Raw genomic sequence first — 23,485 nt, 5'->3', positions numbered from 1 at the left:
CCTATAGCTCATTACTTATACGTTACCCATTGCCAGTATGAATTATATCAGCCTGACGTAATACGATATTGCCATTGGTGTTTTTATCGGAAGTCAGCTGGTATAGGATATTTAAAGGACACACCCTGAAATCAATTTTCCCATCATCTAATATATACTGCTCATTATCCTTTCTCCTGAAAACAGTTAGGCGGAATTTCCGCGCCGTTTTTTCATCACGAAAGAAACAGGTAATCCCTGCACCGCTCTTCGTCCATATTTTAAAATCAAGAAAGGCGTGAACAATGCCTGTAGGAAGATGGGCCGTATCATAAAGGTAGCTCCTGGGTTCGTACCCGGCAGCGATGGCCTCATTAAAGGTCTGCACATTTCCACTCATCACATTTTGTTTTAGTTGAACAATATGAAGGTAAAAATAATATAAACTACTATATCATAGCTGTATAGAATTGATACAGGTGATCGCTAGAATGCTGTGCAACATTAGTTTTGCAGGGATATATTCTGATTTGTGAAAGTTAAAAGTGATGATGTATGATAATCAGTAAAGACATATTCGTGAGAAAAATAAGAAGATGGAAAAGCTGCTTTACTGCCAATATTTCAGTGCTTCATTTTAAAAGAATAGCCACCCCACATATTCATTTACATATTTTCTGCCACTGCTTTCTATGCTCCATCCGGCATTTTTTTTCCAATAGTGGCAAAGCTATTCGATACCATCCTCCAGACATGCTGTTGCAATATTTCTCCAGACAACCAGCAGCTACACCGAAAGACTTCCAATACTTGCCGAAGACAGATCAGGGTGCCGGTACCCGCACCCGGCGAGATGTACCGTTGTTGCACAACGGGATCTCGCCCTGCCTCCAAGGTCGCCAGGGTATAGTGGTAATCCTGCTCGGAACTCGCCGGATTTTTTAAGACTAAAGACTTTTTTATATGGAAAAGACACCCAAGAAATGGATAAGCATCCGCACAAAACCTGCGGAATATGATATCATATATAATCAATATCAGCAGACGACCTGCCGTAATCTGAGCCAGTATGCCAGACAGGTATTGTTAAAGAAACCGGTAGTAGTGAAGTATCGCAATCAGTCTGCAGATGAAATATTGTCAGCCCTCATTGCAATAAAAAACGAGATGGCCGCCATCGGTAATAACTATAACCAGGCAGTAAAAAAGTTGCACACCATGAAGGATATACCAGAAATGCTTAGCTGGATTTTATCTAACGACCAGCGTCAGCAACAACTGGTTGACTTCACACGGGACATGTTATACCAGCTTGAAAAAATTCATAGCCTATGTATGCAGAAATAGGTAAGCCCACGGCCAATATTGGAAAAATGCTGAATTATAATGAACAGAAGGTAAAGGCAGGAACAGCTGCGCTGCTCCATGCCGGCAACTTTTTGCAGGAGAAGGAACATCTCAGCTTCTATGATAAGATGAAGCGATTCACTGATTTGAATGAACTCAATACAGTGACCACCAAGAATGCCGTGCATATCATCCTGAATTTCCATCCCTCTGATAAATTAAATGATGACCTGATGAAGACTATCGGTACCGACTATATGAATAGAATTGGTATGGGAAATCAACCTTATCTCTTATACCGGCATTCAGATACAGCGCTGCCGCACATCCACATTGTTACCAACCTGATTAATGAAACTGGCAGACGGATACCTACTCACAACATCGGCAGGGATAAATCTGATCCGGCCAGGAAGAATATTGAGGCAGACTATGGACTGGCAAGAGCAGCCGACCATCCGGAGGAACAGCAGCGTTTCCTTCCAGTGCTAAACCTGGGAAATGTTATATACGGGAAAAGTGAAACGAAACGTCGCATCTCCAATGTGCTGGCTAATGTGGTGAATACCTATAAATATGGCTCACTTCCTGAACTGAATGCTATTCTTCAATTGAGTAACGTCTATGCTGATCCCTGTAAAGATAACTCACGGGTATTTCGTAACAAGGGCCTGTATTACCGCGCACTGGATGTAAATGGGAAGAAGGCGGGCGTACCTATCAAGGCAAGCTCCATTTATCTCAAGCCCACGTTAGGTTATCTGGAAAATAAATTTCTGGAAAATGCCAGCCTGAAAAAGCCGGAAGATGAAATGCGAATAAAGGCGCTGATAGACTGGCATTTCCATCAACATGATGGCGGCTCCTTATCTGATCTATTCCGGTCGCTGGAGAAGCAGGGAGTTTCTTCCGTGCGTAGGATAAATGAGCATGGCAGGCTGTATGGCGTCACCTTCGTTGATCATATCAAAAAGACAGTATATAACGGCAGTTCCCTGGGCAAAGGCTATAGCGCCGCAGCATTGAGTAAAAAAGCGAATGAACCTCAAAATACCATACGAACAAGCCAGCGTCAGGAAACTTCATTACTGCCTGCAAACCCGGTCCGGATAGATTCACCTGATTTACAGAAAGCACAGCTTTCAGACGACAACATGTTGACACTGCCAACTGCCAGCGGAAAAATGATTGAACAGCTTATCGGACCGGAAAATTCCTTTCAGGGACCAGAACCGAACAAAAAGAAGAAGAGACGGAAACGCCCGTCCATTGATTAGTGATATGTAAACCAGCGCATATGCTGAGAAAGAGTGGAGGAAGTGAGTTATGCGTACAGGAGAAAATGAACAGGGTCTTCGCAAGATCCTGGACCTTACCAGGTTAATCAGCCTGACTGTTTTAGTCATGCACTTTTATTTTTATTGTTATGCTGCGTTTCACAGCTGGCAATTAACGTCGGCTATCACAGACCGGCTCCTGGAGAACATCGCTAAAACAGGTTTGTTCTCTTATTTCCTGAAATCAAAATTGATTGCGCTGGGATTTTTAGGAATCACCCTGCTCGGCGCCCAAGGCCGGAAGGATGAAACGGTAAAGTTCAGTACTGTCTGCTTCTATGTAATAGCCGGATTGGTACTATACTTCATCAGTTATTTTGCGCTGTTGTTTCCAACCGATCTGCAGGTTCGTGTCTGCATCTACATTGCCGGTACCGGATCCGGCTATATATTAATTCTCACTGGCGGCACACTACTTTCCAGAATAATTAAGTTGAAAATTGACCGCGATGATATTTTCAACAAGAAAAGCCAAACATTTCCCCAGGAAGAACGCCTGCTGACAAATGAATACTCCATTAACATACCAGCTACCTACCAATTAAAAAACAAGGTCCGGAGAAGCTATATTAATCTTATAAATCCAGCACGGGGGCTGCTTTTGGTCGGCCAACCCGGAAGCGGTAAGACCTGGTACATTTTAGAGGAAGTCATTAAACAACAGATAGAGAAAGGCTATTGTCAATTTATATATGATTGGAAGTATCCAGATCTTACTACCATTGCATACAACCATTATCTAAAGTATCGCCATAGATATAAAGTACCGGTTAAGTTTAATGCGATAATCCCGGAAGATCCAACAAGAACGGGAAGGTGCAATCCCCTCGAACCTTCTACGATGACAGATATAACAGATGCCGCTGAATCTGCCCGTACCATTCTTTATGGCCTTAACCGTAGCTGGATCTTGCGCAATGGGGATTTTTTCGTGGAATCTCCAATAATTCTGTTGACAGCGGTGATCTGGTATTTACGCAAATACCGCAATGGAGAGTATTGCACACTTCCCCACGTAATTGAACTGCTCCAGGTTGAATATAGTAAGCTATTCACCATGATCCGGTGTGAACCTGAGCTTGAAATTTTAATTTCTCCATTTATATCCGCACTGGAAGCGGGTGTAATGGAGCAATTGGAAGGACAGATAGCCGCAGCAAAAATTGCTATGGCGAGATTATCCAGTCCAGAGCTATACTTCGTGCTTTCCGGCAATGATTTTAGTCTGGATATCAATAACCCATCTGCCCCGCAAATTTTGTGTATGGGTAATAATCCCCAGAAGCAGGCCACTTACGGTGCCGTACTTTCTTTATACATCAATCGCCTCATAAAACAAATCAATAAAAAGGGAAAAATGAAGTGTGGCGTGAATTTCGAGGAATTTCCCACCCTTACCGTACAGGGTATTGATGCCCTGATCGGGACTGGGAGATCCAACCTCATAGCCACTACCGTAGTAATCCAGAATCTGGACCAGGTAAAAAAGGACTACTCCCGTGAAATGGCGGACGTGCTAATGAATCTCTGTGGTAATATTATCTGCGGTCAGGCTTCCGGAGACACTGCACGGCAAATGAGTGAAAGGGTAGGTAAAATCATGCAGGATCGTTCCAGCACTACCATTAATAGCTCTGATACCTCCATCAATCATTCCCAGCAGCTGGACATGGCAATTCCTGCCAGTGTTATCAGCAACCTCTCTGCCGGTGAATTCGTAGGGATTGTATCTGACAATCCCGGACAGGAAATAAAGCAGAAGATTTTTCACAATAAAGTAACGAAGGATGCCAAAGCCGCCGACCGCGAACGGAAAGGTTATAAAGATCTACCGGTAGTACGCAGTCTGGAAAATGGTATCGTGCAGAAAAACTTTCTACAGATCAAAGACGATATTGATGATATAGTAAATGCTGAGATTAGTAGTATAATGAGTGATCCGGCAAAGGCGCATCTGATTGTGGGGAAGATAAAAACATAATTATAACGAACATACCAATAACCTTTAAAAAATAATTCTACTCCAACAAGAAGGTTTCCCGATGTCAGGAAATTGTTCTTGCTATTTTCTCCATAATATGATGGCTGTCACCAAACTTGCAAAGAGCATCACAATGTTGCCGGAGGTCAGAGAACATGATATACTTTATCACCACGTTATTCTGCCTGATTGCGGGGCGGGACAACTGAAGCACAACATCCTTCTCCCGTTTATCCGGAACGATCAGATAAAATACCTCATCACCATCTGCAATGGTATAACTTAAATCAGTTAGCCGTAGTATACCTGAATAAATACTGGTGCTTTTTTCTACTTCAAAAGCGGCAATAACGTTGCTGGTTCCTTTTTGAAACCAAAGTACATCTATCAATTTTACTGTGTTCAGAGTTTCTTTATCCAGGTTTATTTCAGGAAACTGAGAAATGCTCAGAAAAGAAAAGCTATTTCCGCAATGTGATCTGGACCGGTCATTGGAAGCGGCAATTACATCATACCCCAGCGTACTTCCAATTTTCAGCAAGTGGTATTGCATTTCGGTATGAAGATCCTCTTCATACTTCTCTTTCTCTACCTCCTCCCGTCTTTTCTCAATCATCTTCTCCAGTTTCTTGCGCTCTTCCTCAGACAGGTATTGATCACCACCCAGCACCAGCTTCTGAGCACCAACCTCAAATAACAGTCCCGCGATGGCGCCAAGATCAGATGATAAAAGTGAACGATGTTGATTGTTTGCATCTATCAACACTTCTCTGAGCTTGAGGTATTCGCTCCAGCTGCCGAGCTTCTTTTTATCCTTGAACAGGGAATTAAACCCATTAATGATAGCGGTATTGAATGGCGGGATTATGGTCGGATGCAAAAAATACAGGATACTTGCCACAGCAGGGCCTAATCCTTTAATTTTCAGACCATCCAGTTTGAGGATTTCTTTTATGAGCTGGTCCTCAGTTTTGGCATTGAGGCAGTTTTCTAAAAACTGCCCGAAGGACTGTTTATTGGATTCATTCTCATAAATATCTGGTATACGTAACTTGGGTTTCCAGTAAAAGGGATGGGAAGCACCTTCAAATACCTGCTTTTGCTCTGTAATACAGGTCAAGACAAATTCCAATGACGATCCTTTAAAATCATTGGGAAATTGTTTGTTCTTTATATCGTCCACTACCTGGCGAACACCTCTGCGAATGGAGCGGAAGGCTTTCAGCCGGTCTTCATTATTAATAAACCATGTATTATAGACAGATTCCTTATCTGCTTTATACTGCTGGATAACTGGGGTAAGGGAATTGTTCATTTTTAACAGCTCTGATTAACCTTATTGTACCAAAAAGAGTATTAAAATACTCTTTTTCTTCCACATTTGTAAACCCTGCCGATTCAATCATAAATGGTAACAATCCTAATACATTTATCCTGGTGTTTTGCTCCCCGTCAAATCTCCTGAAAATACCAAAGGACAAGGAGGCGAAAAAGTTACCGGGTTTACCAAAATCTGCTATATGCAATTCCCCTCCAGGTTTCAATATCCGATAAATTTCTTTAAGTGCCAACCGCTTATGTTGGGTAGATAAGTGATGAAATACCAGTGAGGATGCCACCTTGTCCACAAGGTTATCCGGAAAAGGAATTTTGAATCCATTGTAATTTATCAGTTCAATATTCAGCTCCCTTTCAATCCGGATCTTTCGTGCTGCAATTTCAAGAATGTTTTTATCAACATCAATACCAGTGACTGTTAGTGATGGATAGCGGCGCTTAATCATCATAGGAAGGGTGGCTGTGCCGGTTCCAAAATCCAATACATGCTCATTCTCCCTAAATGCGCATTGGATAATTAACGCCGTTTTTATTCTTTTTTCAGGAAAGGTAGCCCGCAGCAGAAAATCATAGAATCGGGTAAGCCAGCTAAAGTGGAGAGCTGGAGTATATTTATTATTCATTAGTGGATATTTAATAATAGTGAATTTTTTTAAAGGAAACTGTCAATTAAATTATATGGCTATCAACATACGGCGTAAGTCGTTCTAAAAGATCATACATATTGACAATAGACCTGGGCCATGATTAACTATTATATCTGAAGTCAGATATCATCCGATCATAACCAAAACTTACCATGACCCAGGATTTTAACTAATGGCGATGGCCGGAATGCTCATCAGCAGCACTGGACACTGCATTAAATTTGGCGGTAACTGTTTTGCTGTTCATTTTAAATGCTACGACAGCCTGGGTGTAGGTCACCGCTTTCGGTTCATTGACAACAAACCCCTCACTGCCCTCTGGTATTAGCGTAATCGTTTTCATTGATCCATCCGGAAACATCAACATTACAGATCCTGTAACTCCGGAATTCGGCAAAGTATTGGCTTTTCCGTCAAGCAGGTAAAACATAGCTTTACCTTCCTTTATTAGTGCTTCTGCATAAAATGTTCCAGCCTTCTCTACTTTGCCGCCGTGTGGACCTTTAGAATTAGCATGACTGGATTCATTCTGCTTTTGCTGGGCATGTACCTGTGACAACCCCAGAAATAGAAAAGTCGTAAGCAATAAAGCAATTGTGTTCTTTTTTAAAGTTTTCATTTTGGTTTGTTTTTTAAATTGAATAATGATATTTCAAATACTTCATCCTATTGTTGGTTATGACTTGATTTTACGAAAAGAGGTGTGCATATGAGTAATTTTCCAACCCGTCACTGTATGGCGCAACAAAACAGTATTAACACCGCTGCTTTTTACGGTTTTGCCTTCTTTTAGCTCAATTGTATATAGATAGACTTCGGTTACAAAGGCATAAATACCGTTTACCAAAACGTCTTGCGTCACACCTGTAAATCTGATGGATTTAAACATTTTTAATTCCGGGACCAGATGATTAGTAAGATAATGTGCGATATCACCCTCATTACTCCCTTGTTCATAAACTTTTGCATCCTTTTGAAAAAGAAGTAATACATCGGTAGTGTCTATTTTTTCTATTGCCAACCGATACCGGTTCAATATATTTTGAATGGTCATTTTTTCATGTGATTGCGCTACTGCAGGACTACACATGAATAATAGTATCAGAAAGGGGAAGGCAGATATTATAAATTTGATCTTCATTTTTTATCTTTTGATAGATAATGATTTTGCTACATAAACCAATACCATTGGATACAATACATACGTATTTTGGAAACTATCAGGAGTGAATCAGGTCGGAAATGTTAACAGTAGATGTCCACCATTGCTGCTGAAGAACTATCAACCAGGTAGCATTAATATTTACTGTAACAAATACGGGAATACTGGCTGCGTAAATCGCACCCGATATTCAACAGATAAACCGTTACCTAATTTGTTATACTAATCAAATCTGAAAGGACTGGATAGACACACGTATGTCTTGATTAGGCGGAGGTGCCCACTTTGCAAGGGGATATTGCCTGAATGAAGGAGAGATTGTAGAAATAGTTAGAAGAAAGCGATATAACGGCAAACATAAAAATGTTGCAGGGCCTTCAAGTCTTTCCTTTATTATGTTTTGAACAGTTTTATCAATCCGTTCAAACTTTAATACATTGTCATTACAGCACTTCTCTTTATCATTGTTATTACCAGCAGATTGTGTTAATGAGAAATGCTGATGATCCGTTTTATTACCATGAAGGTGCCCTCCATCATGAGAATGGTTATCTTCATTCTCATGATGGTTGGTTCCAACAATCCCTGATTCCATAGTACATGCAAAGCCCACCAACGTATTCATGGAGAATACGAATAGTAGTAAAAATGCTCTGATCTGTATGGATCTGGATATTTTCATTTAATAATATGCAGTTTTCAACTTCTTACGACTACCCGTTTCTTGCCACGTTTTAACCAGCGGGCACTTACAGCATAAAGCATAAAACCAGACATTACGGTTACCAGGCCAAAAATCGAAAAGGCCCGCAACAAAATGTTACCAATATTATCCCTGGATTGGTAGTCCATTGTGTGCAACATCCACAGAAAATCAAAGATGCGCCATTTGTTATTACGGAATTTCTGCACTGTTCCCAGTTCTGTTGCTACATATACTGTTGTGGCAGTAGGATGTTCAAAGGTTATTGCATATGCCGGCAAAGCGCTTTCCCGGTATTCATGGTGCCCGTTGGTTGCCGTTAAATATTCCACCGAGGACACCTTGGGATTGCCATTAAATCGCATCTTAGCCACATCTACCGCTTCCTGCTGAGAAAGGGCAGGCCGTATCTGGCCGGTGGTCGCGTCAATAAGATATACCTGTTGGTGGCCGGAATGCTCGTGTGCAATGCCTTTGCTTACAGCTTGCATGCTTCTGATCTGGTAATATGGCTTTCCCAGGATCTGTATTAACTGGAGAGAAGACATCGAATCTATCCCTACTGTCTTATGCACGTTGTCCAAAGCCACTGTAGGGCTTATGAGTTGAAGACTAGCTGACAGTAGTGATTCCGGTTTCTTCTGAAAATCACCATGTACCTCGTCCATGTTGCTCCAGCTGAAATACAGGCCGCCTACAGTCCAGAGTAGAAACTGAATGCCCAGGATAAGACCCAGATAACGATGTGATTTACGGATGTAATAATGCTTACTTTTTGCCATTGAAATCAGAAAATATGAAAATTGAAGTGATTAAAAACGAACCAATAAACCGCCGCCCCATTTATACCTCGAATCATAGCCGCCGGACAGAGATACTTTCTTTGCAAGCAGATATTCAAGGTCAAGATGATATTCCTGATCAGTATTGATGCGCCAGTTAAAGAACATTCTTGGCAGTAGCCACTGTTCACCATCCAGCTCCAATCTTACCCGGCCTTTGGCATTAACACGCAAGTCTGCATCAATAAAGAAGGGAAGTGTATAACGCACACCCAGCACCGGCAGATCAAAGTCCTGTTCAAAAGTCTGCTTGCCGGTGAATACATTATAATATTTCTGTCGAACGGTACTAAAGCCGATATAGGGCCTAAACCAATCACCGATATATCTTTCGTAACTAAGGTTTGCCTCATACTGGCCGTTGTAATTAGCATTCACCTCTGCACGGACAGCATTGCGAGCATTGATATAATTTGCCTGTAACTCGCTCATGTGGCTCTTTGCAGCTACACTACCATAGAGGAACCACATCTTTTCCTCATTCAGCAGTTTTTTAAGGGGAAAAGGAGCTAAAGCCGTATCACGCGCACTTCCTTCATAATGAACAATACGCGACATTCCACTCATCATATGATACAGGATGTGGCAATGGAAAAACCAATCTTTATCTTCATCAGCGGCAAATTCAATAGTGATAGTACTCATAGGCGGCATATCCAGCGTATGCTTGAAAGGTGAAAAGTCACCATTTTTATTTAATACTCTGAAAAAGTGCCCATGAAGGTGCATAGGATGGTTCATCATGGTGGTATTTTCAATGATAAACTGTACTACTTCCCCTTTTTTAATCAGGATCTTATCTGCTTCTGAAAGCATCTTATTATTGATAGACCATACATAACGGTACATATTTCCGGTAAGCTGCAGATTCACTTTCCTAACGGGTCTATTTTTATCAAAGGATGTTTTGTTTCTTGCTTTCAGCATATCGTAATTAAACATTACAAAACCACTTTTATCTGCTCCCTGCATTGAATGTGCCATATGATCCATATCCTGACTGGTGTCAGGCTGCATATTCATTCCAGGCATACTATCCATATCCATTGACCTGGAAGTATCCTTTTTCTCTTTATCTTTTTTCATACCAGGCATGTCATCCATCTTCATCTTTTTTGTGTGGCCCGTATCCTTAACGTGTTTCATGCCTTTCATATGATTCATGTCCTTATCCATCTTCATATCGTCATGGCGCATATTTTTCATGTCATGTGCTGGTGCCTTCTTCATTTTCTTGCCGGGTATAGTATCCGGTAACATATCCATCTGCATAGCAGTATCCATATTCTTCTTTCCCATATCCATACCAGGCATATCCTCCATATTCATCTTTGAGGAATCTTTATCCATTTTCATATCCTCCATGTCCATATTGCCATGATCCATATTATCCATCTTCATTCCCTTCATGTTATGTCCCATCTTTCCAGGAAAGTTTACAGACATATCCATCATCATGGTGTCCATTTTCCATACATTAGGTCTGGGAATGGCCGGAGCATAAGTAGTATCTCCCTTGCCGATAAACGCCGACGCATAGCCGGCTACGTCCTGAGAAGTGGCGCGTAATTCATAGGTGCCAGAAGAAGGAACCGTTATCATAAAATCATACGTTTCAGCAACCCCTATTAATATCCTGTCGATCTTTACAGGCTGCACATCAGTACCATCTGCTGAGATCAGTTCCATTTTCCCGCCGGCATATTGGAGGTAAAAATAAGAGGAAGATGAGCCATTGATAATCCGTAGCCGGAGTTTCTCGCCGGGTTTATACTTAGATAGATCAAGACGGGGGTTGCCAGCGAACAAGAATTTATCGTAGTATACATCAGACATATCCATAGGGGGCATCCGTTTGAAACTGGATTTTACGCGCTCTCCCCAGGAATGATGCTGTATTAGTTTATCGAGGCTCTGTGGATACTTTTTCTTTATAGCATACCATTCGTTGGCCGGATCATTTCTTCTTAAAGTTTTTAAAACCTCACCAGGTTTTTCATTTGTCCAATCAGAAAACAGTAATACTACATCTTTATCGGCATCAAATATCTTTTGACGGGGTTGTATCACAATGGGTCCATAGATACCTATCTGCTCCTGAAGCATGGTATGGGAATGATACCAATAGGTACCACTTTGCTTTAAAGGGAATGTAAAAGTGTAGGTGGTGCCGGGGAGTACAGGGGCGGTAGTAAGATAAGGAACACCATCTTCTTTGTTCGGCAGTAACAGTCCGTGCCAGTGAAGAGAGGTTTCATGGTGCATCAGGTTATGCACACGGATTACCGCAGTATCACCTTCCGTAAAATATAACGTAGGCGCAGGTATCTGACCATTAATAGCCATAGCATGCCTGCTTTTATTGCCGGAGAAATTAACAATAGTGTCATTTATATACAAATCATATTCTACTATTCCTTTACCATTGGCTGGCGTCATTTTCATACCTGGCATATCATGCCCGGCGGGCACATGATTGCCATGTTGCTGGGCAAAGATTGTAAGAGGCAACAAAACTATCATCAATAATGATAAGTGCTTCATATGATTTGTAGTTTTACGGTTAATTTGTTATCTCTTTCACATTCAGTGTGCTGTCAATCCAGTTTGAAATAAGATTTTTTTGATCGGTAGTCAATCTTGCATCTTCGTGGATCAGTGTATAGGAGCCGAGCGGCATTTTCCCTTCACTAACCTGTTCTTTCATCCTTTTGAGTTTATTCCGTTGTCTTTTTGATGAATAAGTACCATATTCATCAAAATTCAGCTCCTTTTTTCCGTTTTTGATATGGCCAGCCATAAGCCATCCTACCGGTTGAATATTAACATACCAGGGGTAACGGGTATTATTACTATGACAATCATAACAAGCATTTTTCAATATGGTTTGCACATCCGCCGGGACAGTATATAAATGGGTAATGGCATCCGGGGAATCCTGGATGTTGTTTTGATTTTTTGCAGGGCGGAAAAACTGCATCAGTAAAAAAATGATCAATGCAAAAAGTAAAATGATTCTGAATTTTCGCATAAAGAAAATTTGGTACTATATGATGGAGATTCAGGAAACTTCCCGCAAACGATAAATAATCCTTTGCGGGAAGTAACGGCATCAGTTATTGAATTACTTCTTTAACAGATCCGCAGGTTGGCATTTTACCTCCCAGGTAAGGGTTCTTTACGTCTTTTATTTCACTCAGCCACAATGCGCCTTTATTATCATTGTACATCGGGCAATAATCGTGATAGAGTGCCTGTCCGCCACCGAATGCCTTTGCCAGTGCATATATGTCCTCGCTCATCTGGGCAAAATGTTCCCGCTGATGTTCAATATTACCTTCGTTTTTTCCGATATGCTCAGCATGCTCTTTCAGATCATCTTCATTTTCACTGTATACTTTCTGCTGCTCTGGTGTCATAGCGGCTTTATCTACTTTTCCCAGCGCATCTGACATTGCTTTACTTCCGCTGGCTGCTTCTGCCGAATTATCAGCTGCCAAACCATTTTTAACATGCAAATAATGATCGAAAACAGGTTTCAAAGATGCGGCCACTTTAGCATCCAGGTTGGTGAACTGAGGCTTCACTGCTGCAACGGAATTATCTGTCGGCGTTGTTTCCTGTTTCATGGCTTCACCAGCCGTGGCGGCTGTATCATGGTTATGCCCTTCATGAGAATTAGTACTGCTGTTATTACAAGCAGCAAAAGTAACGGCGGCAACAACTAAAGAGCCGATGATGATTGTTTTCATTTTTGTGTTTTTAGTGTTCAAATAAATCAGTGCTTAATTTTCTTATAAGTAAATACTTTATTTTACTCTCAACAGTTTTGCATTTATTGCAACTATAATAGTACTAAGGCTCATCAGGACCGCTCCCATAGCAGGACTGAGCATGAATTTCGGAAACAGTACACCTGCTGCCAGCGGTATGGCAATTACGTTATATCCAACTGCCCAAATTAGGTTCTGAACCATTTTACGATAGGTGGCCTTTCCAAAAGAAATCATCTGCACCACATCTTTCGGGTCACTGTTAACCAGGATGATATCTGCCGTTTCTGCTGCCACATCGGTACCAGAGCCAATGGCAATACCCACATCAGCCATAGCCAATGCGGGAGCATCGTTGACACCATCGCCTGTCATGGCAACGATTTCACCTCTGTCCTGAAATTCCTTCACCTTGCTTTGTTTTTCATGTGGCAATACATTAGCGAGATATCCATCCATGTTGAGTTTTTTCGCTACAGCTGCCGCTACCTGCTCATTATCTCCTGTCAGCAAGAATGATTTTATGTTCATCGCTTTCAGCTGGGCAATCGCTTCTGCGGCGGTTTCCCTGATACTGTCAGCCAGCGTGATGATGCCAACAGGTGTATTATCTATTAGTACGAAATTTACGGTATCAGTTGACTGGTCTATTTCCGCGGGAATCGCCGGTATAGATTTATTTTCCTGTTTGAAGTAATTAGGGCCGGCCGCAACTACTGCCTTCCCGTTTACATTACCACTAACTCCAATACCCTGCATATATTTAAAATCAGCGGAATTCCACAATACCAGGTTCTTTTCCTTCAGTTTTTTCATGATACCATGCGCAATATGGTGTTCTGAATTTTGCTGTAAAGCGGCGGCGTATTGCAATATCTCATCTGCATTATACTGGTCTGTCAGCGGAATAACCTGTTGTACTTCGTGAGACCCTTTTGTGAGCGTTCCCGTTTTATCAAAAATAATGGTGGTAAGTTTTCGGGCATTCTCAAAGGCAGTCCGATTACGGATAAGCAACCCATGCACCGCAGATAAGGTTGTAGATATGGCTACCACTAAAGGAATAGCTACGCCCAGTGCATGAGGGCAGGATGTAACCATTACCGTAACCATTCTTTCCAGGGCAAAGGACAGTTCTTTACCGGCTGATAGCCACACAATGAAAGTAATCACCCCTACACTGATAGAAACAATGGTGAGCCATTTAGCTACCTGATTTGCAAGGTTCTGCGTATTGGATTTAGTGCCCTGCGCAGATTGTACCATATTTATTACTTTGTTCAGATAACTATCCTGTCCCGCACCGGTTACCTGTACTTTCAGCGCTCCATCACCATTTACAGCTCCACCGATCACTTTTTCATCCTTCCCTTTTTTCACCGGTACACTTTCACCGGTAAGCATACTTTCATTGATATCCGAAGATCCTTCCAGGATTAAGCCATCAGCTGGGATCTTTTCACCAGGTTTCACCAGGACTACATCATTATTCTGCAAATCCTGTAAAGGAATATCAGTTACCTGTCCATTGCGCTCCACATGTACAACAGCCGGCATTAAGGCAACCAGTGATTCCAACGCGCGGGAAGCTGCCATCTGGGATTTCATTTCCAGCCAGTGTCCCAACAGCATAATATCTATTAAAGTTGCCAGCTCCCAGAAGAAGTCCATCCCACGCAAACCGAATACGACCGCTACACTATAGATATAGGCAGTAGAAATGGCAACTGCCACCAACGTCATCATACCAGGATTCTTCCATTTCAATTCTCTCACCAGCCCAACGAGGAAGGGCCAACCGCCATAGAAATAAATAAAACTGCTCAACACAAGCAGTACATATTTATCCCCGGGAAATGTTAATTCAAAGCCCAGCCATTGTTGGATCATATGCGATAAGAGCAATACCGGAACAGTAACGACAAGGCATAACCAGAACCGCTTCAGGAAGCCTTCTGTATGATGCCCGGCATGTTCATCGTGTCCGCCTGTAGTATCATGTGCTTTTTGATGCCCCGATCCAGACATATTCATAGCCGCATGATCATGACCGGCATGGTCATGAGAAGTAGGCATACTGTTTGGGACAGGCTGTGTATCATGCTTGTGATTGTGGTCTTCATGGTGATGGTGCTGGTTTTCCATACTTTAATTTTTTAGGGTGACAGGAAATTCAATGCGTATTTTTTCCCAGGCCACAGCAATCTTTCCGGAACTACCTTTACCTGGCTCAATAAAGTATTGTAATCTTTCTGTAGCAGCGTGCTGCTGAGGCTTCACCTTTAATCTCACCACATCATCTTTTTCATCATATTCAGTAGCCAGATGCTGTTCCCATTTTGAATTAATGATAACAGTCCATTCTTTTTTGCCCGGAATAGTAAAAAGAGCATATTTACCGGCTGGTATAATTTTGCCGGCTACAATAAACGGTTTGCCTATTTCAAGTGTCGTGGCATCATGAGCGCCCGTTACCCATACTTCATCGTAGGGAACCAGGCCACCCCATATAATCCGGCCCCTGACACCGGGAGAATGATAGTTGATCTTTACAGAATCATTCCCTATTAAGCCTGTTGCAATAGATTTAATGCTACGTTTGCTCGTATCCTTTACCAGATTAGGATTGTAGCATACTTCTCCTCCCGTTTGTGCTTTTACATAAAAACTGCCTAAAAGCAATAGTGACAGGAAAGTAATACCAACGATATTTTTCAAATTAAACATGCAATGATTTTAAATTACCAGATTATACTCAGTCTTATTGAATGGTTTCTTTTACTTCGCCGCAGGTCATCATCTTTTCTCCGAAATATGGATTCTGTATAGCTTTATCACCACTGATCCAGTAAGCTCCTTTATCATTCATTGCCATCGGACAGAAATCAACATATAACTGACCATTGTTCATCCCTGATTTTTTAGCCAGAGAGATGAAATCATTACTTAATGCTGAAAATGCCACCCGTTGAGCCTCTAAATCGGCTGTAGCAGTAATTTTGGACGCATTTAAGCCGATAGCCTCACCCCCTGGTATTTCTTTTGCGCCTGTTGCAATTGCATTACCTGCAAGGCGAGCCTCTTTTGCATCTCCTTTTACTAATGCTGCTGTCAGATGCGCATAATGCTCATATACCGCATTCAGCTTATCATCTTTCAGCTGGACACCCGGTACTGCAGCAACGCTTTGCTCTGTAGCTGCAGGCTGTTCCTGACTAATAGAATCGACAGCCTTACCATCTTTGTTTACTTTGCCATTCCCACATGCTGCGAGGAAGATCAACGCCAATGCCGGAGCTACGGCTACTTTCATGAATTGTTTCATTGGTTTTGGATTTTTATGAAATGGTTTAGATTTAATTTTTTTGATATTACATTCCAGGCATACCGGCCATTGGGTCAGCTCCTTTTTTAAGGATGTATTCAGAATACAACAGATAAGCTCCGGTTACCACCACTGTATCGCCGGCCTGCAAACCATCTGTTATTTCTACTACATCAAAATTTTCCATGCCGGTTTTTACCATACGAGGTTCAAATTTTCCCCGGCCTTTTTCAACCCATACATGAGAGCCTTTGCCATCCCTGATTACTGCATCCACCGGCAGACTTAATACATCGCCCTTGCTTTTAACAGGTAATAGTATGTTGGCCTGTAGACCAGGCTGCCAGCGGTTATCTGGATTCGGAATACTTCCACGCACCTGCATTAACTGGCTACCGCTTTGTAATGCCGGATTGATAAATTGCACCGTCATTGTCTGCGGCTCATTTTCCCATCCGGAAACAATCACTTTTACCGATTGTCCTACGCGGATAGCAGATGCTTCTGCGGGATATAAATCGGCTTCAACCCAGAGCTGGTTATAGCCCTCCAGACGCATAACGGCACCGCCTTCTGCTACATATTGCCCTTCAGAAGCGGTAAGTTCTGATACCACACCGCTAACAGTTGCAGGATATGTAACATAAGGATTCACTTTTTGAGATTGTACTAACCGGTTAATTTCAATATCTGACTGATCATACAATGTCAGCTTTTGCCGGGCAGCTTTTTCGATCTGCTGAAAACGAGCATCATCGGGGAACTGCTTTACCTGTGCCACTGCCAGCAGATATTCCTGTTGAAGGGAAGCCAGTTGTTCAGAATATATTTTGTACAACGGCTGACCTTTATTTACTTTCACCCCTGTTTCTTTTATATACATCACCTCTATCCGGCCCGGTACCCGGCTGGAAATAACAGCTGACCTTTCAGGATCAGTTACCAACCGGCCATTCAGCTGTTTGAAATTAGATAGTGCACCAGTACCCACTACCATAGTGGTAATGTTGGCCAATGCTATCTGGCTTTCTCCCAGTGTGAGGGAAGTTTCTTTATTGTTTTTATCGAATGGCACCAGGTCCATACCGCATATGGGGCAGGTACCGGGTTTATCCTGCACTATTTGCGGGTGCATCGGGCAGGTATAAGTTTGTTTCTTTTCATCCGCAACTTGTTTTTTACCCGCATCCTTACAGGCTGCCAGTAATACTACGGGCGCCAGCGAAACAAACGCAACTGCTCTTAAAAAACTTTTCCTTTCCATATTGCTATTGTTGCATTTTAATTATTGGTTTTAATGAAGCTCTCGCTATCCACCAGGTAAGAAGCATTGGAAGCAACCTTCCAGTCTCCGATATTCGTATTTACCTGTATCATATCTTTAGCCACTATGCCTGTTTCTACTACAACAGGAACGTATACATCCTTTTCCTTTCTGAATACAATAGATTTATTACCCAGGCGCCATACCGCTTTTTTAGGCAACCACCAACCTTCAGTATAAACCACAGGAACATTGGCATACAGCAATTGTCCTACCTGGAAGTTATTGTCTTTCAGGTATACCCTTGCCAGTGTAAAGTTCACCCCCTCGCGGAACACAGGCTCTATCAGTCCTATGTTACCTGATTGCATGGCATTGTCGTCACTGGTGGGGAAGAATAATAATTGCTGACCAAGTTTGATCCTTGCTGCAAGTTGAGAAGGGAACGCAAATTCAGCAACCAGAGCTTTAGCCTGATAGATAGTGAAAAGTGACTGTCCGGCGCTTACATACTGTCCTTCACGCAGGAGTACAGGCGTAGCGGCAGGTGATGCCGGAGCAGGGGCGGCGGCTGATCCTGAAGCACTGGCTCCCATTCCTCCCATACCATCACCTGCAGCTGGTGAAGCTGAAGGTGTCATTGCGGAGGGAGCTGTAGCAGTATTAACAGATGATTTTTCCAGGATATAACCGTCACTATTACTGTAAACGGGAATACGATAGAGGATATTACCGGTTTTCAATACCTGGTCAATCTGGGCCGGCTGCATACCCAATAGTTGTAACCGTTGTCTGGCGCCGGCCAGCATGTCCTGACTGTTATGTGCTACATATAGTAACTCCCGTTGCGCAGCTGCCAGATCGGGAGAATATACCTCCATGATCAACTGACCTTTCCTTACTGGCTGATAATTATATTTTATCAGCAATCGTTCTACACGACCGCCAACCCTGCTGGAAATGCTGGTCTGGTTACGGGTGTCATACGTGATAACACCGTTTACCTCAGAAGCATAGATGCGGGTACCACTCTCCGGGCTGATAGCCGGAATAGTAGCAATGACCTGTGCATTCACTGGCTTAGTGAGCCTGGCAATAGTACTATCCATTACCAGTTCATTATTTGCATCCTTCAATACCAGGTCCATACCACAGATAGGACATTTCCCGGGCTTATCCTGGATTATCTGGGGGTGCATGGGGCAGGTGTAAAGCTGTCCGGATTTGTGTTCGGCATGAGAATTCTTATCTGTCTTGCTTTTGCAGGCAGCCAGTCCGAATAATACTAGAGACATACCGAACAATATTTTAACGATATAGCTGTTTCTCATAATCTACTATCATTTCATAGAGTTTTAATTTCTCATCCAGCACATTAGACTGCATCATGGTGAGTGCTTCCCAGGAATCGATCACATTGGACAAAGCCAATTTGTTTTCCTGATAGTTCAGGAAGTTGGCTTCCAATGTTTGCCGCAAAGCAGGAATGATCTTGTCTTCCATCGCTTCAATGCGTTTCTGCATGGATTGTATTTCATACTGCATACCATACAGCATCCCCTGTGTTTCCTGTAACATAGCCGCTCTTTCCTTTTCCATAGCCTGCACATTGTACTGCATCGCTTTGACGCCTGATTTATACATTTTCGATGACCAGGGCGCTATTGGAATACTGATCATGCCCATCGCGCTGAAAGCGTTTGGCATCATCGCATCTAAAGGGTACATGTGATCAAAACGCACCTTAAAATCGGGCTTCTTTTCACGCTTCATGCTTTCAATATTCAACTGCATAGAGCGGATACTTTCATCCATCTTTACCACATCTTTTCTTGCGGTAGCAAGAGATGCGGTGTCGTAGGAGGAAGCTACTTCAAATACCGGCTGGTAAGTAGCATCTATATCAAATTCCTGGTTACCAGGGGCATTCATCAGACTATTGAGCCATGATCTTGCCTTTGCGATAGTACCTTCCTGCATACGGATCATGTTATGGTTATCCTCAATCTTTGCATTGGCCTTAAATACGCCACTGAGCTGGGACTGATTATACGGATAGCGCACTTCTTCGATCTTTTTCATCGTTATCATGATCTTCTCATTCTCCCGCAAAACAGCAATACGCTGTTTTGCTATAATCCAGTTAAAGTACAGGCGCTTAGCCTGTGCCTTCAAATCATTTAGCGTAATATCCCTGGTAGCCAGCTCAATGTTTCCCTGTGAAGCGATGTATTTTTTCTTTGCGTTCAGTTTAGCAGGATTAGGTATATCCTGTTCCAGCTGAAGCATCAGGCTACCTTTGTCCCTGTTGTCCATGATCATCTGACCCGGATAAGGCGTCATAAACGTACCTACACCCACCATTGGCGCCATCCAGGCGGTGGCTGCATCAGCGCTGTATTTATAACCTTCTGCTTTCAGGCCGTATGATTGTAATAATATATTGTTTTTATCCACTCTTTGCAGAATGGTATCCAGCCTTAATACAGGCGCTTGCTGAGCCACCAGTTTCAATGGCGCCCAAAGCGTTATTAATAGTATATATTTAGTGATGTACTTCATGAATCTCTATTTTTCCATACTTGCGTAATTCATATTCCTTCGATAGTAAAAAGATCAGCGGTGTAACCAGCAGAATATGTGTGGAAGAAGTAAGTACCCCTCCAATCATAGGAAGCACTATCGGCTTCATCACATCTGTACCTACACCGGTGGCCCAAAGAACCGGGACCAATCCAAACAGCGATACACACACCGTCATCAGTTTCGGACGTAAACGCTTAGCGGCGCCGTGGATCACGGCCAGCCGCAGATCTTCTTTGGTAATTGTTTCCGAAGAATTCCCCTTTTCTTTTATCAGCTGTTGCATAGCATCATTAAGATAAATGACCATCACGATTCCCGTTTCTACTGCGATACCAAACAAGGCAATAAAGCCCACCGCCACTGCAACAGATAAGTTCACTCCCCAGAAGTAAATCATATAAGCGCCGCCAATAAGTGCAAATGGTACGGTGATCAAGCTCAGGAAGGCTTCCCGGATAGAATTAAAGGCAAAATAGAGGGAGAAGAAAATGATCACAAGCACTATCGGGGCTATCCACATGAGGGTCTGCTGACCACGGATCAGGTTTTCGTATTGCCCGCTCCACTCCAGATAATACCCCTGCGGAAGGATACCTTTGGCCTTACTCATTTTATCTATCGCTTCACTCACCGTACCTCCTAAGTCACGTCCACGGACATTGAATAATACAGCGCCGCGTAACATCGCATTCTCAGAAGAGATCATAGGTGGTCCATCTACAAACTTCACATCTGCTACGGAGGATAGAGGAACTTCCCCAAATGAAGCAGACATGATCGGGATACGCTTGATGCGTTCAACACTATTCCTATAGTCCTGAGCTAACCGCACGCTGATAGAGAAGCGTTGCCGGCCTTCCACCGTGTTACCAATGGGAGCGCCACCCAACGCGGATTCTACTGTTTGATTCACATCATCCACATTAAGGCCATAGCGTGCCAGGTCTTGCCGGCGCACATCAATATTGAGATACTTACCACCGGTAACTGGTTCCACATACAAGTCCATGATACCAGGAGTGCCTTCCAGTGTCTTTTTCACCCGCTCTGATACGGAGGCTATGGTGTCCAGATTCTGTCCATATACTTTAACACCAACATCCGTACGAATACCGGTTGCCAGCATGTTGATACGGTTGATGATGGGCTGGGTCCAGCCGTTTACTACACCAGGTATCTGCAACTTGCTATCCAGCTCATTGATAATATCTTTCTTGGTTTTGCCTTCCCGCCATTGTGATTTAGGCTTCAGCATGATGATGGTTTCAATCATACTGATAGGTGAGTTGTCGGTAGCTGTGCTGGCACGTCCGGCCTTTCCCAAAACCTTATCCACTTCCGGAATGGATTTTATGATCTTGTCCTGCACCTGTAAAATACGTTTGGCCTCTCCGTTTGAAACATCTGGTAATGTTACCGGCATAAATAGTATGCTTTGTTCATCCAGTGGTGGCATAAACTCACTACCCAGGCTTTTAAGCAAAGGAATAGTAATGACCAGTGCGATCACATTAATAGCAATAGTTGTTTTACGCCATTTCAACACACCTTTAATGATTGGCTCGTAAATTTTTTCCAAGACCCTGTTTACCGGGTTATCATGATCTGGCCTGAATTTCCCTTTCATAAAGAAAGAGATAAGTACGGGGGCCAATGTTATTACCAGGAACGCATCCACGATCATGATAAAAGTCTTGGTGTAGGCCAGTGGGTGGAATAATTTACCCTCCTGTCCAGTAAGCATAAATACCGGTAGAAATGAGGTAATGATAATGATAGTCGCAAAAAATACCCCACGGGATACCTGCTTGCTGGACTTCTCAATTATCTGCAACCGCTCTTCTTCAGATATCCATTGCGGTGTTTTTTTAAATATATTCTTCAGCCAGTTCATAGTTACTTGTTTTTTTGTTCATCCTGCCACTGCGCATACCGCTCTGCCAGATGTTTATAGGCATTTTCGCTCATGATAATACCATTGTCTACAATAACCCCGATAGCCAGTGCAATACCGGTTAATGACATGATGTTGGAAGAAATTCCGAATGCGTTCAGCAGGATAAAACTGGCTGCCAATGTAATCGGTATCTGAATAATGATACTAAGGGCACTACGCCAATGGAAAAGGAAGATGATCACCACAACAGATACTACAATCATTTCCTCAATCAGCGTATGTTTGATGGAATCCACTGATTCCTTTATGAGTGCTCCCCGGTCATAGACAATATCAAATTTTACTCCCTGTGGAAAGCCTTTGGCGACCTCCTGCATTTTTGCTTTCACCTTATCTATCACGGCTGCGGCATTTTCACCGTAGCGCATTACAACGATACCGCCTACACGCTCACCCTGCCCGTCCTGGTCAAATATCCCTAACCTGGTTTCACCGGTCATCTGAACAGCCGCCACATCGGATACCCGGATAGGAATACTGTTCTGTGTTTTAACGGGAATGTTTTCTATTTCCTCCACAGATTTGAGGTAACCGGAAGTTTTGATGATATATCCGATATCGCTCAGTTCAAATTTGCGCCCGCCGGATTCATTGTTATTGGCACGGATAGCGTTGATCACCTCCGCTACTGAGAGTTTATAATAAAGTAGTTTATTGGGATCTACAGTAATCTGGTATTGCTTCTGAAAACCTCCAAAAGAAGCTATTTCACTTACGCCCTCTACGTTTTGCAGGGCAAATTTTACATACCAGTCTTGCAAGGCTCGTTGTTCGCCCAAGTCCATACCCGGCGCATCCAACGTGTACCAGAGAATATGTCCAACACCTGTACCATCAGGCCCCAGCTGAGGTGTTACCCCTGTTGGTAATGTCCTTGAAATCGTGCTTAATCTTTCCAATACTCTTTCTCTGGCCCAGTAAATATCTACGTTATCATTAAAAATGATATAGATAAAACTCATACCAAACATGGAAGTACCACGTACATACTTAATCTTAGGTAATCCCTGCAGGTTAGTTACCAGGGGATAGGTGATCTGGTCTTCGATCAGTTGCGGTCCACGGCCCATCCATTCAGTAAATACAATTACCTGATTTTCGGATAAATCCGGGATGGCATCAATGGGATTCTTTTTCACTGCAAAAATTCCCCAGGCAAACATAGCTGCTGCCATTACCAGTACGATAAACCGGTTGCGCAATGACCATTCTATAATGCGATGTACCATATCTGTTCTTTTCTG

Annotated in this window: 21 protein-coding genes; 3 read left to right on the top strand and 18 right to left on the bottom strand. The window is 42.7% G+C overall.

Annotated features, from left to right (window positions below):
• Nucleotides 1–22: 22 nt before the first annotated feature.
• Complete coding sequence (locus PV783_RS17290; protein WP_420988940.1) at nt 23–379, bottom strand: hypothetical protein; 357 nt, start codon at nt 377–379, stop codon at nt 23–25.
• 563 nt (nt 380–942) lie between these two features.
• Between PV783_RS17290 and PV783_RS17285 the strand changes: the two genes are divergently transcribed.
• The 3 genes from PV783_RS17285 to mobC are packed head-to-tail and all read left to right on the top strand — an operon-like array spanning nt 943 to nt 4,644.
• Nucleotides 943–1,326 carry a plasmid mobilization protein gene (locus PV783_RS17285; RefSeq protein ID WP_420988939.1) on the top strand — a complete coding sequence of 128 codons (384 nt, stop codon included), beginning with the start codon at nt 943–945 and terminating at the stop codon, nt 1,324–1,326.
• A complete protein-coding gene (locus PV783_RS17280; RefSeq protein ID WP_420988938.1) occupies nt 1,311–2,603 on the top strand; it encodes a relaxase/mobilization nuclease domain-containing protein in 1,293 nt (430 codons plus the stop codon). The genes PV783_RS17285 and PV783_RS17280 overlap by 16 nt, the downstream gene beginning before the upstream one ends.
• A gap of 49 nt (nt 2,604–2,652) precedes the next feature.
• Nucleotides 2,653–4,644: a conjugal transfer protein MobC gene (gene mobC, locus PV783_RS17275; protein WP_420988937.1), complete on the top strand. Its 1,992-nt coding sequence runs from the start codon at nt 2,653–2,655 to the stop codon at nt 4,642–4,644.
• A gap of 64 nt (nt 4,645–4,708) precedes the next feature.
• Here mobC and PV783_RS17270 read toward each other — a convergent pair whose 3' ends face one another.
• From PV783_RS17270 to PV783_RS17190, 17 genes are all read right to left on the bottom strand, one after another.
• Nucleotides 4,709–5,959, bottom strand: coding sequence for a hypothetical protein (locus tag PV783_RS17270; RefSeq protein WP_420988936.1), 1,251 nt, complete (start codon nt 5,957–5,959; stop codon nt 4,709–4,711).
• Entirely contained in the window at nt 5,922–6,605 is a 684-nt protein-coding gene (locus PV783_RS17265) for a class I SAM-dependent methyltransferase (RefSeq protein WP_420988935.1), read from the bottom strand. The genes PV783_RS17270 and PV783_RS17265 overlap by 38 nt, the downstream gene beginning before the upstream one ends.
• A gap of 193 nt (nt 6,606–6,798) precedes the next feature.
• Nucleotides 6,799–7,248, bottom strand: coding sequence for a hypothetical protein (locus PV783_RS17260; protein ID WP_420988934.1), 450 nt, complete (start codon nt 7,246–7,248; stop codon nt 6,799–6,801).
• Between the two features lie 57 nt (nt 7,249–7,305).
• Complete coding sequence (locus PV783_RS17255) at nt 7,306–7,770, bottom strand: YybH family protein (RefSeq protein ID WP_420988933.1); 465 nt, start codon at nt 7,768–7,770, stop codon at nt 7,306–7,308.
• A 247-nt stretch (nt 7,771–8,017) separates the two neighbouring features.
• Nucleotides 8,018–8,416 (bottom strand): hypothetical protein, encoded by a 399-nt coding sequence (locus PV783_RS17250; protein ID WP_420988932.1) that lies wholly within the window; start codon nt 8,414–8,416, stop codon nt 8,018–8,020.
• Nucleotides 8,417–8,490: 74 nt separating this feature from the next.
• Nucleotides 8,491–9,276, bottom strand: coding sequence for a hypothetical protein (locus PV783_RS17245; protein WP_420988931.1), 786 nt, complete (start codon nt 9,274–9,276; stop codon nt 8,491–8,493).
• 30 nt (nt 9,277–9,306) lie between these two features.
• Complete coding sequence (locus PV783_RS17240; protein WP_420988930.1) at nt 9,307–11,880, bottom strand: multicopper oxidase domain-containing protein; 2,574 nt, start codon at nt 11,878–11,880, stop codon at nt 9,307–9,309.
• 19 nt (nt 11,881–11,899) lie between these two features.
• A complete protein-coding gene (locus tag PV783_RS17235; protein WP_420988929.1) occupies nt 11,900–12,367 on the bottom strand; it encodes a heme-binding domain-containing protein in 468 nt (155 codons plus the stop codon).
• A gap of 85 nt (nt 12,368–12,452) precedes the next feature.
• Nucleotides 12,453–13,088, bottom strand: a complete 636-nt coding sequence (locus PV783_RS17230; protein WP_420988928.1) for a DUF3347 domain-containing protein — start codon at nt 13,086–13,088, stop codon at nt 12,453–12,455.
• Between the two features lie 57 nt (nt 13,089–13,145).
• Nucleotides 13,146–15,254, bottom strand: coding sequence for a heavy metal translocating P-type ATPase (locus PV783_RS17225; protein WP_420988927.1), 2,109 nt, complete (start codon nt 15,252–15,254; stop codon nt 13,146–13,148).
• Between the two features lie 3 nt (nt 15,255–15,257).
• On the bottom strand, nt 15,258–15,836 hold the full coding sequence (locus PV783_RS17220) for a DUF2911 domain-containing protein (RefSeq protein WP_420988926.1): 579 nt from the start codon (nt 15,834–15,836) through the stop codon (nt 15,258–15,260).
• A gap of 34 nt (nt 15,837–15,870) precedes the next feature.
• A complete protein-coding gene (locus tag PV783_RS17215; RefSeq protein WP_420988925.1) occupies nt 15,871–16,434 on the bottom strand; it encodes a DUF3347 domain-containing protein in 564 nt (187 codons plus the stop codon).
• 46 nt (nt 16,435–16,480) lie between these two features.
• Nucleotides 16,481–17,698, bottom strand: coding sequence for an efflux RND transporter periplasmic adaptor subunit (locus PV783_RS17210; protein ID WP_420988924.1), 1,218 nt, complete (start codon nt 17,696–17,698; stop codon nt 16,481–16,483).
• A 17-nt stretch (nt 17,699–17,715) separates the two neighbouring features.
• Nucleotides 17,716–18,993, bottom strand: coding sequence for an efflux RND transporter periplasmic adaptor subunit (locus tag PV783_RS17205; protein WP_420988923.1), 1,278 nt, complete (start codon nt 18,991–18,993; stop codon nt 17,716–17,718).
• A gap of 13 nt (nt 18,994–19,006) precedes the next feature.
• Nucleotides 19,007–20,260, bottom strand: coding sequence for a TolC family protein (locus PV783_RS17200; protein WP_420988922.1), 1,254 nt, complete (start codon nt 20,258–20,260; stop codon nt 19,007–19,009).
• Complete coding sequence (locus tag PV783_RS17195) at nt 20,244–22,178, bottom strand: efflux RND transporter permease subunit (protein ID WP_420988921.1); 1,935 nt, start codon at nt 22,176–22,178, stop codon at nt 20,244–20,246. Before PV783_RS17195 ends, PV783_RS17200 begins: the two co-directional genes overlap by 17 nt.
• Before the next feature lie 2 nt (nt 22,179–22,180).
• Nucleotides 22,181–23,470, bottom strand: coding sequence for an efflux RND transporter permease subunit (locus tag PV783_RS17190; RefSeq protein WP_420988920.1), 1,290 nt, complete (start codon nt 23,468–23,470; stop codon nt 22,181–22,183).
• Between the last annotated feature and the right edge of the window lie 15 nt (nt 23,471–23,485).

Source organism: Chitinophaga sp. CC14 (assembly GCF_048957795.1).
In the GTDB taxonomy this organism is placed as follows: Bacteria; Bacteroidota; Bacteroidia; order Chitinophagales; family Chitinophagaceae; genus Chitinophaga; species Chitinophaga ginsengisegetis.
The sequence above is the reverse complement of the archived record's forward strand: the minus strand, read 5'-3'. Positions and strand labels throughout refer to the sequence as shown.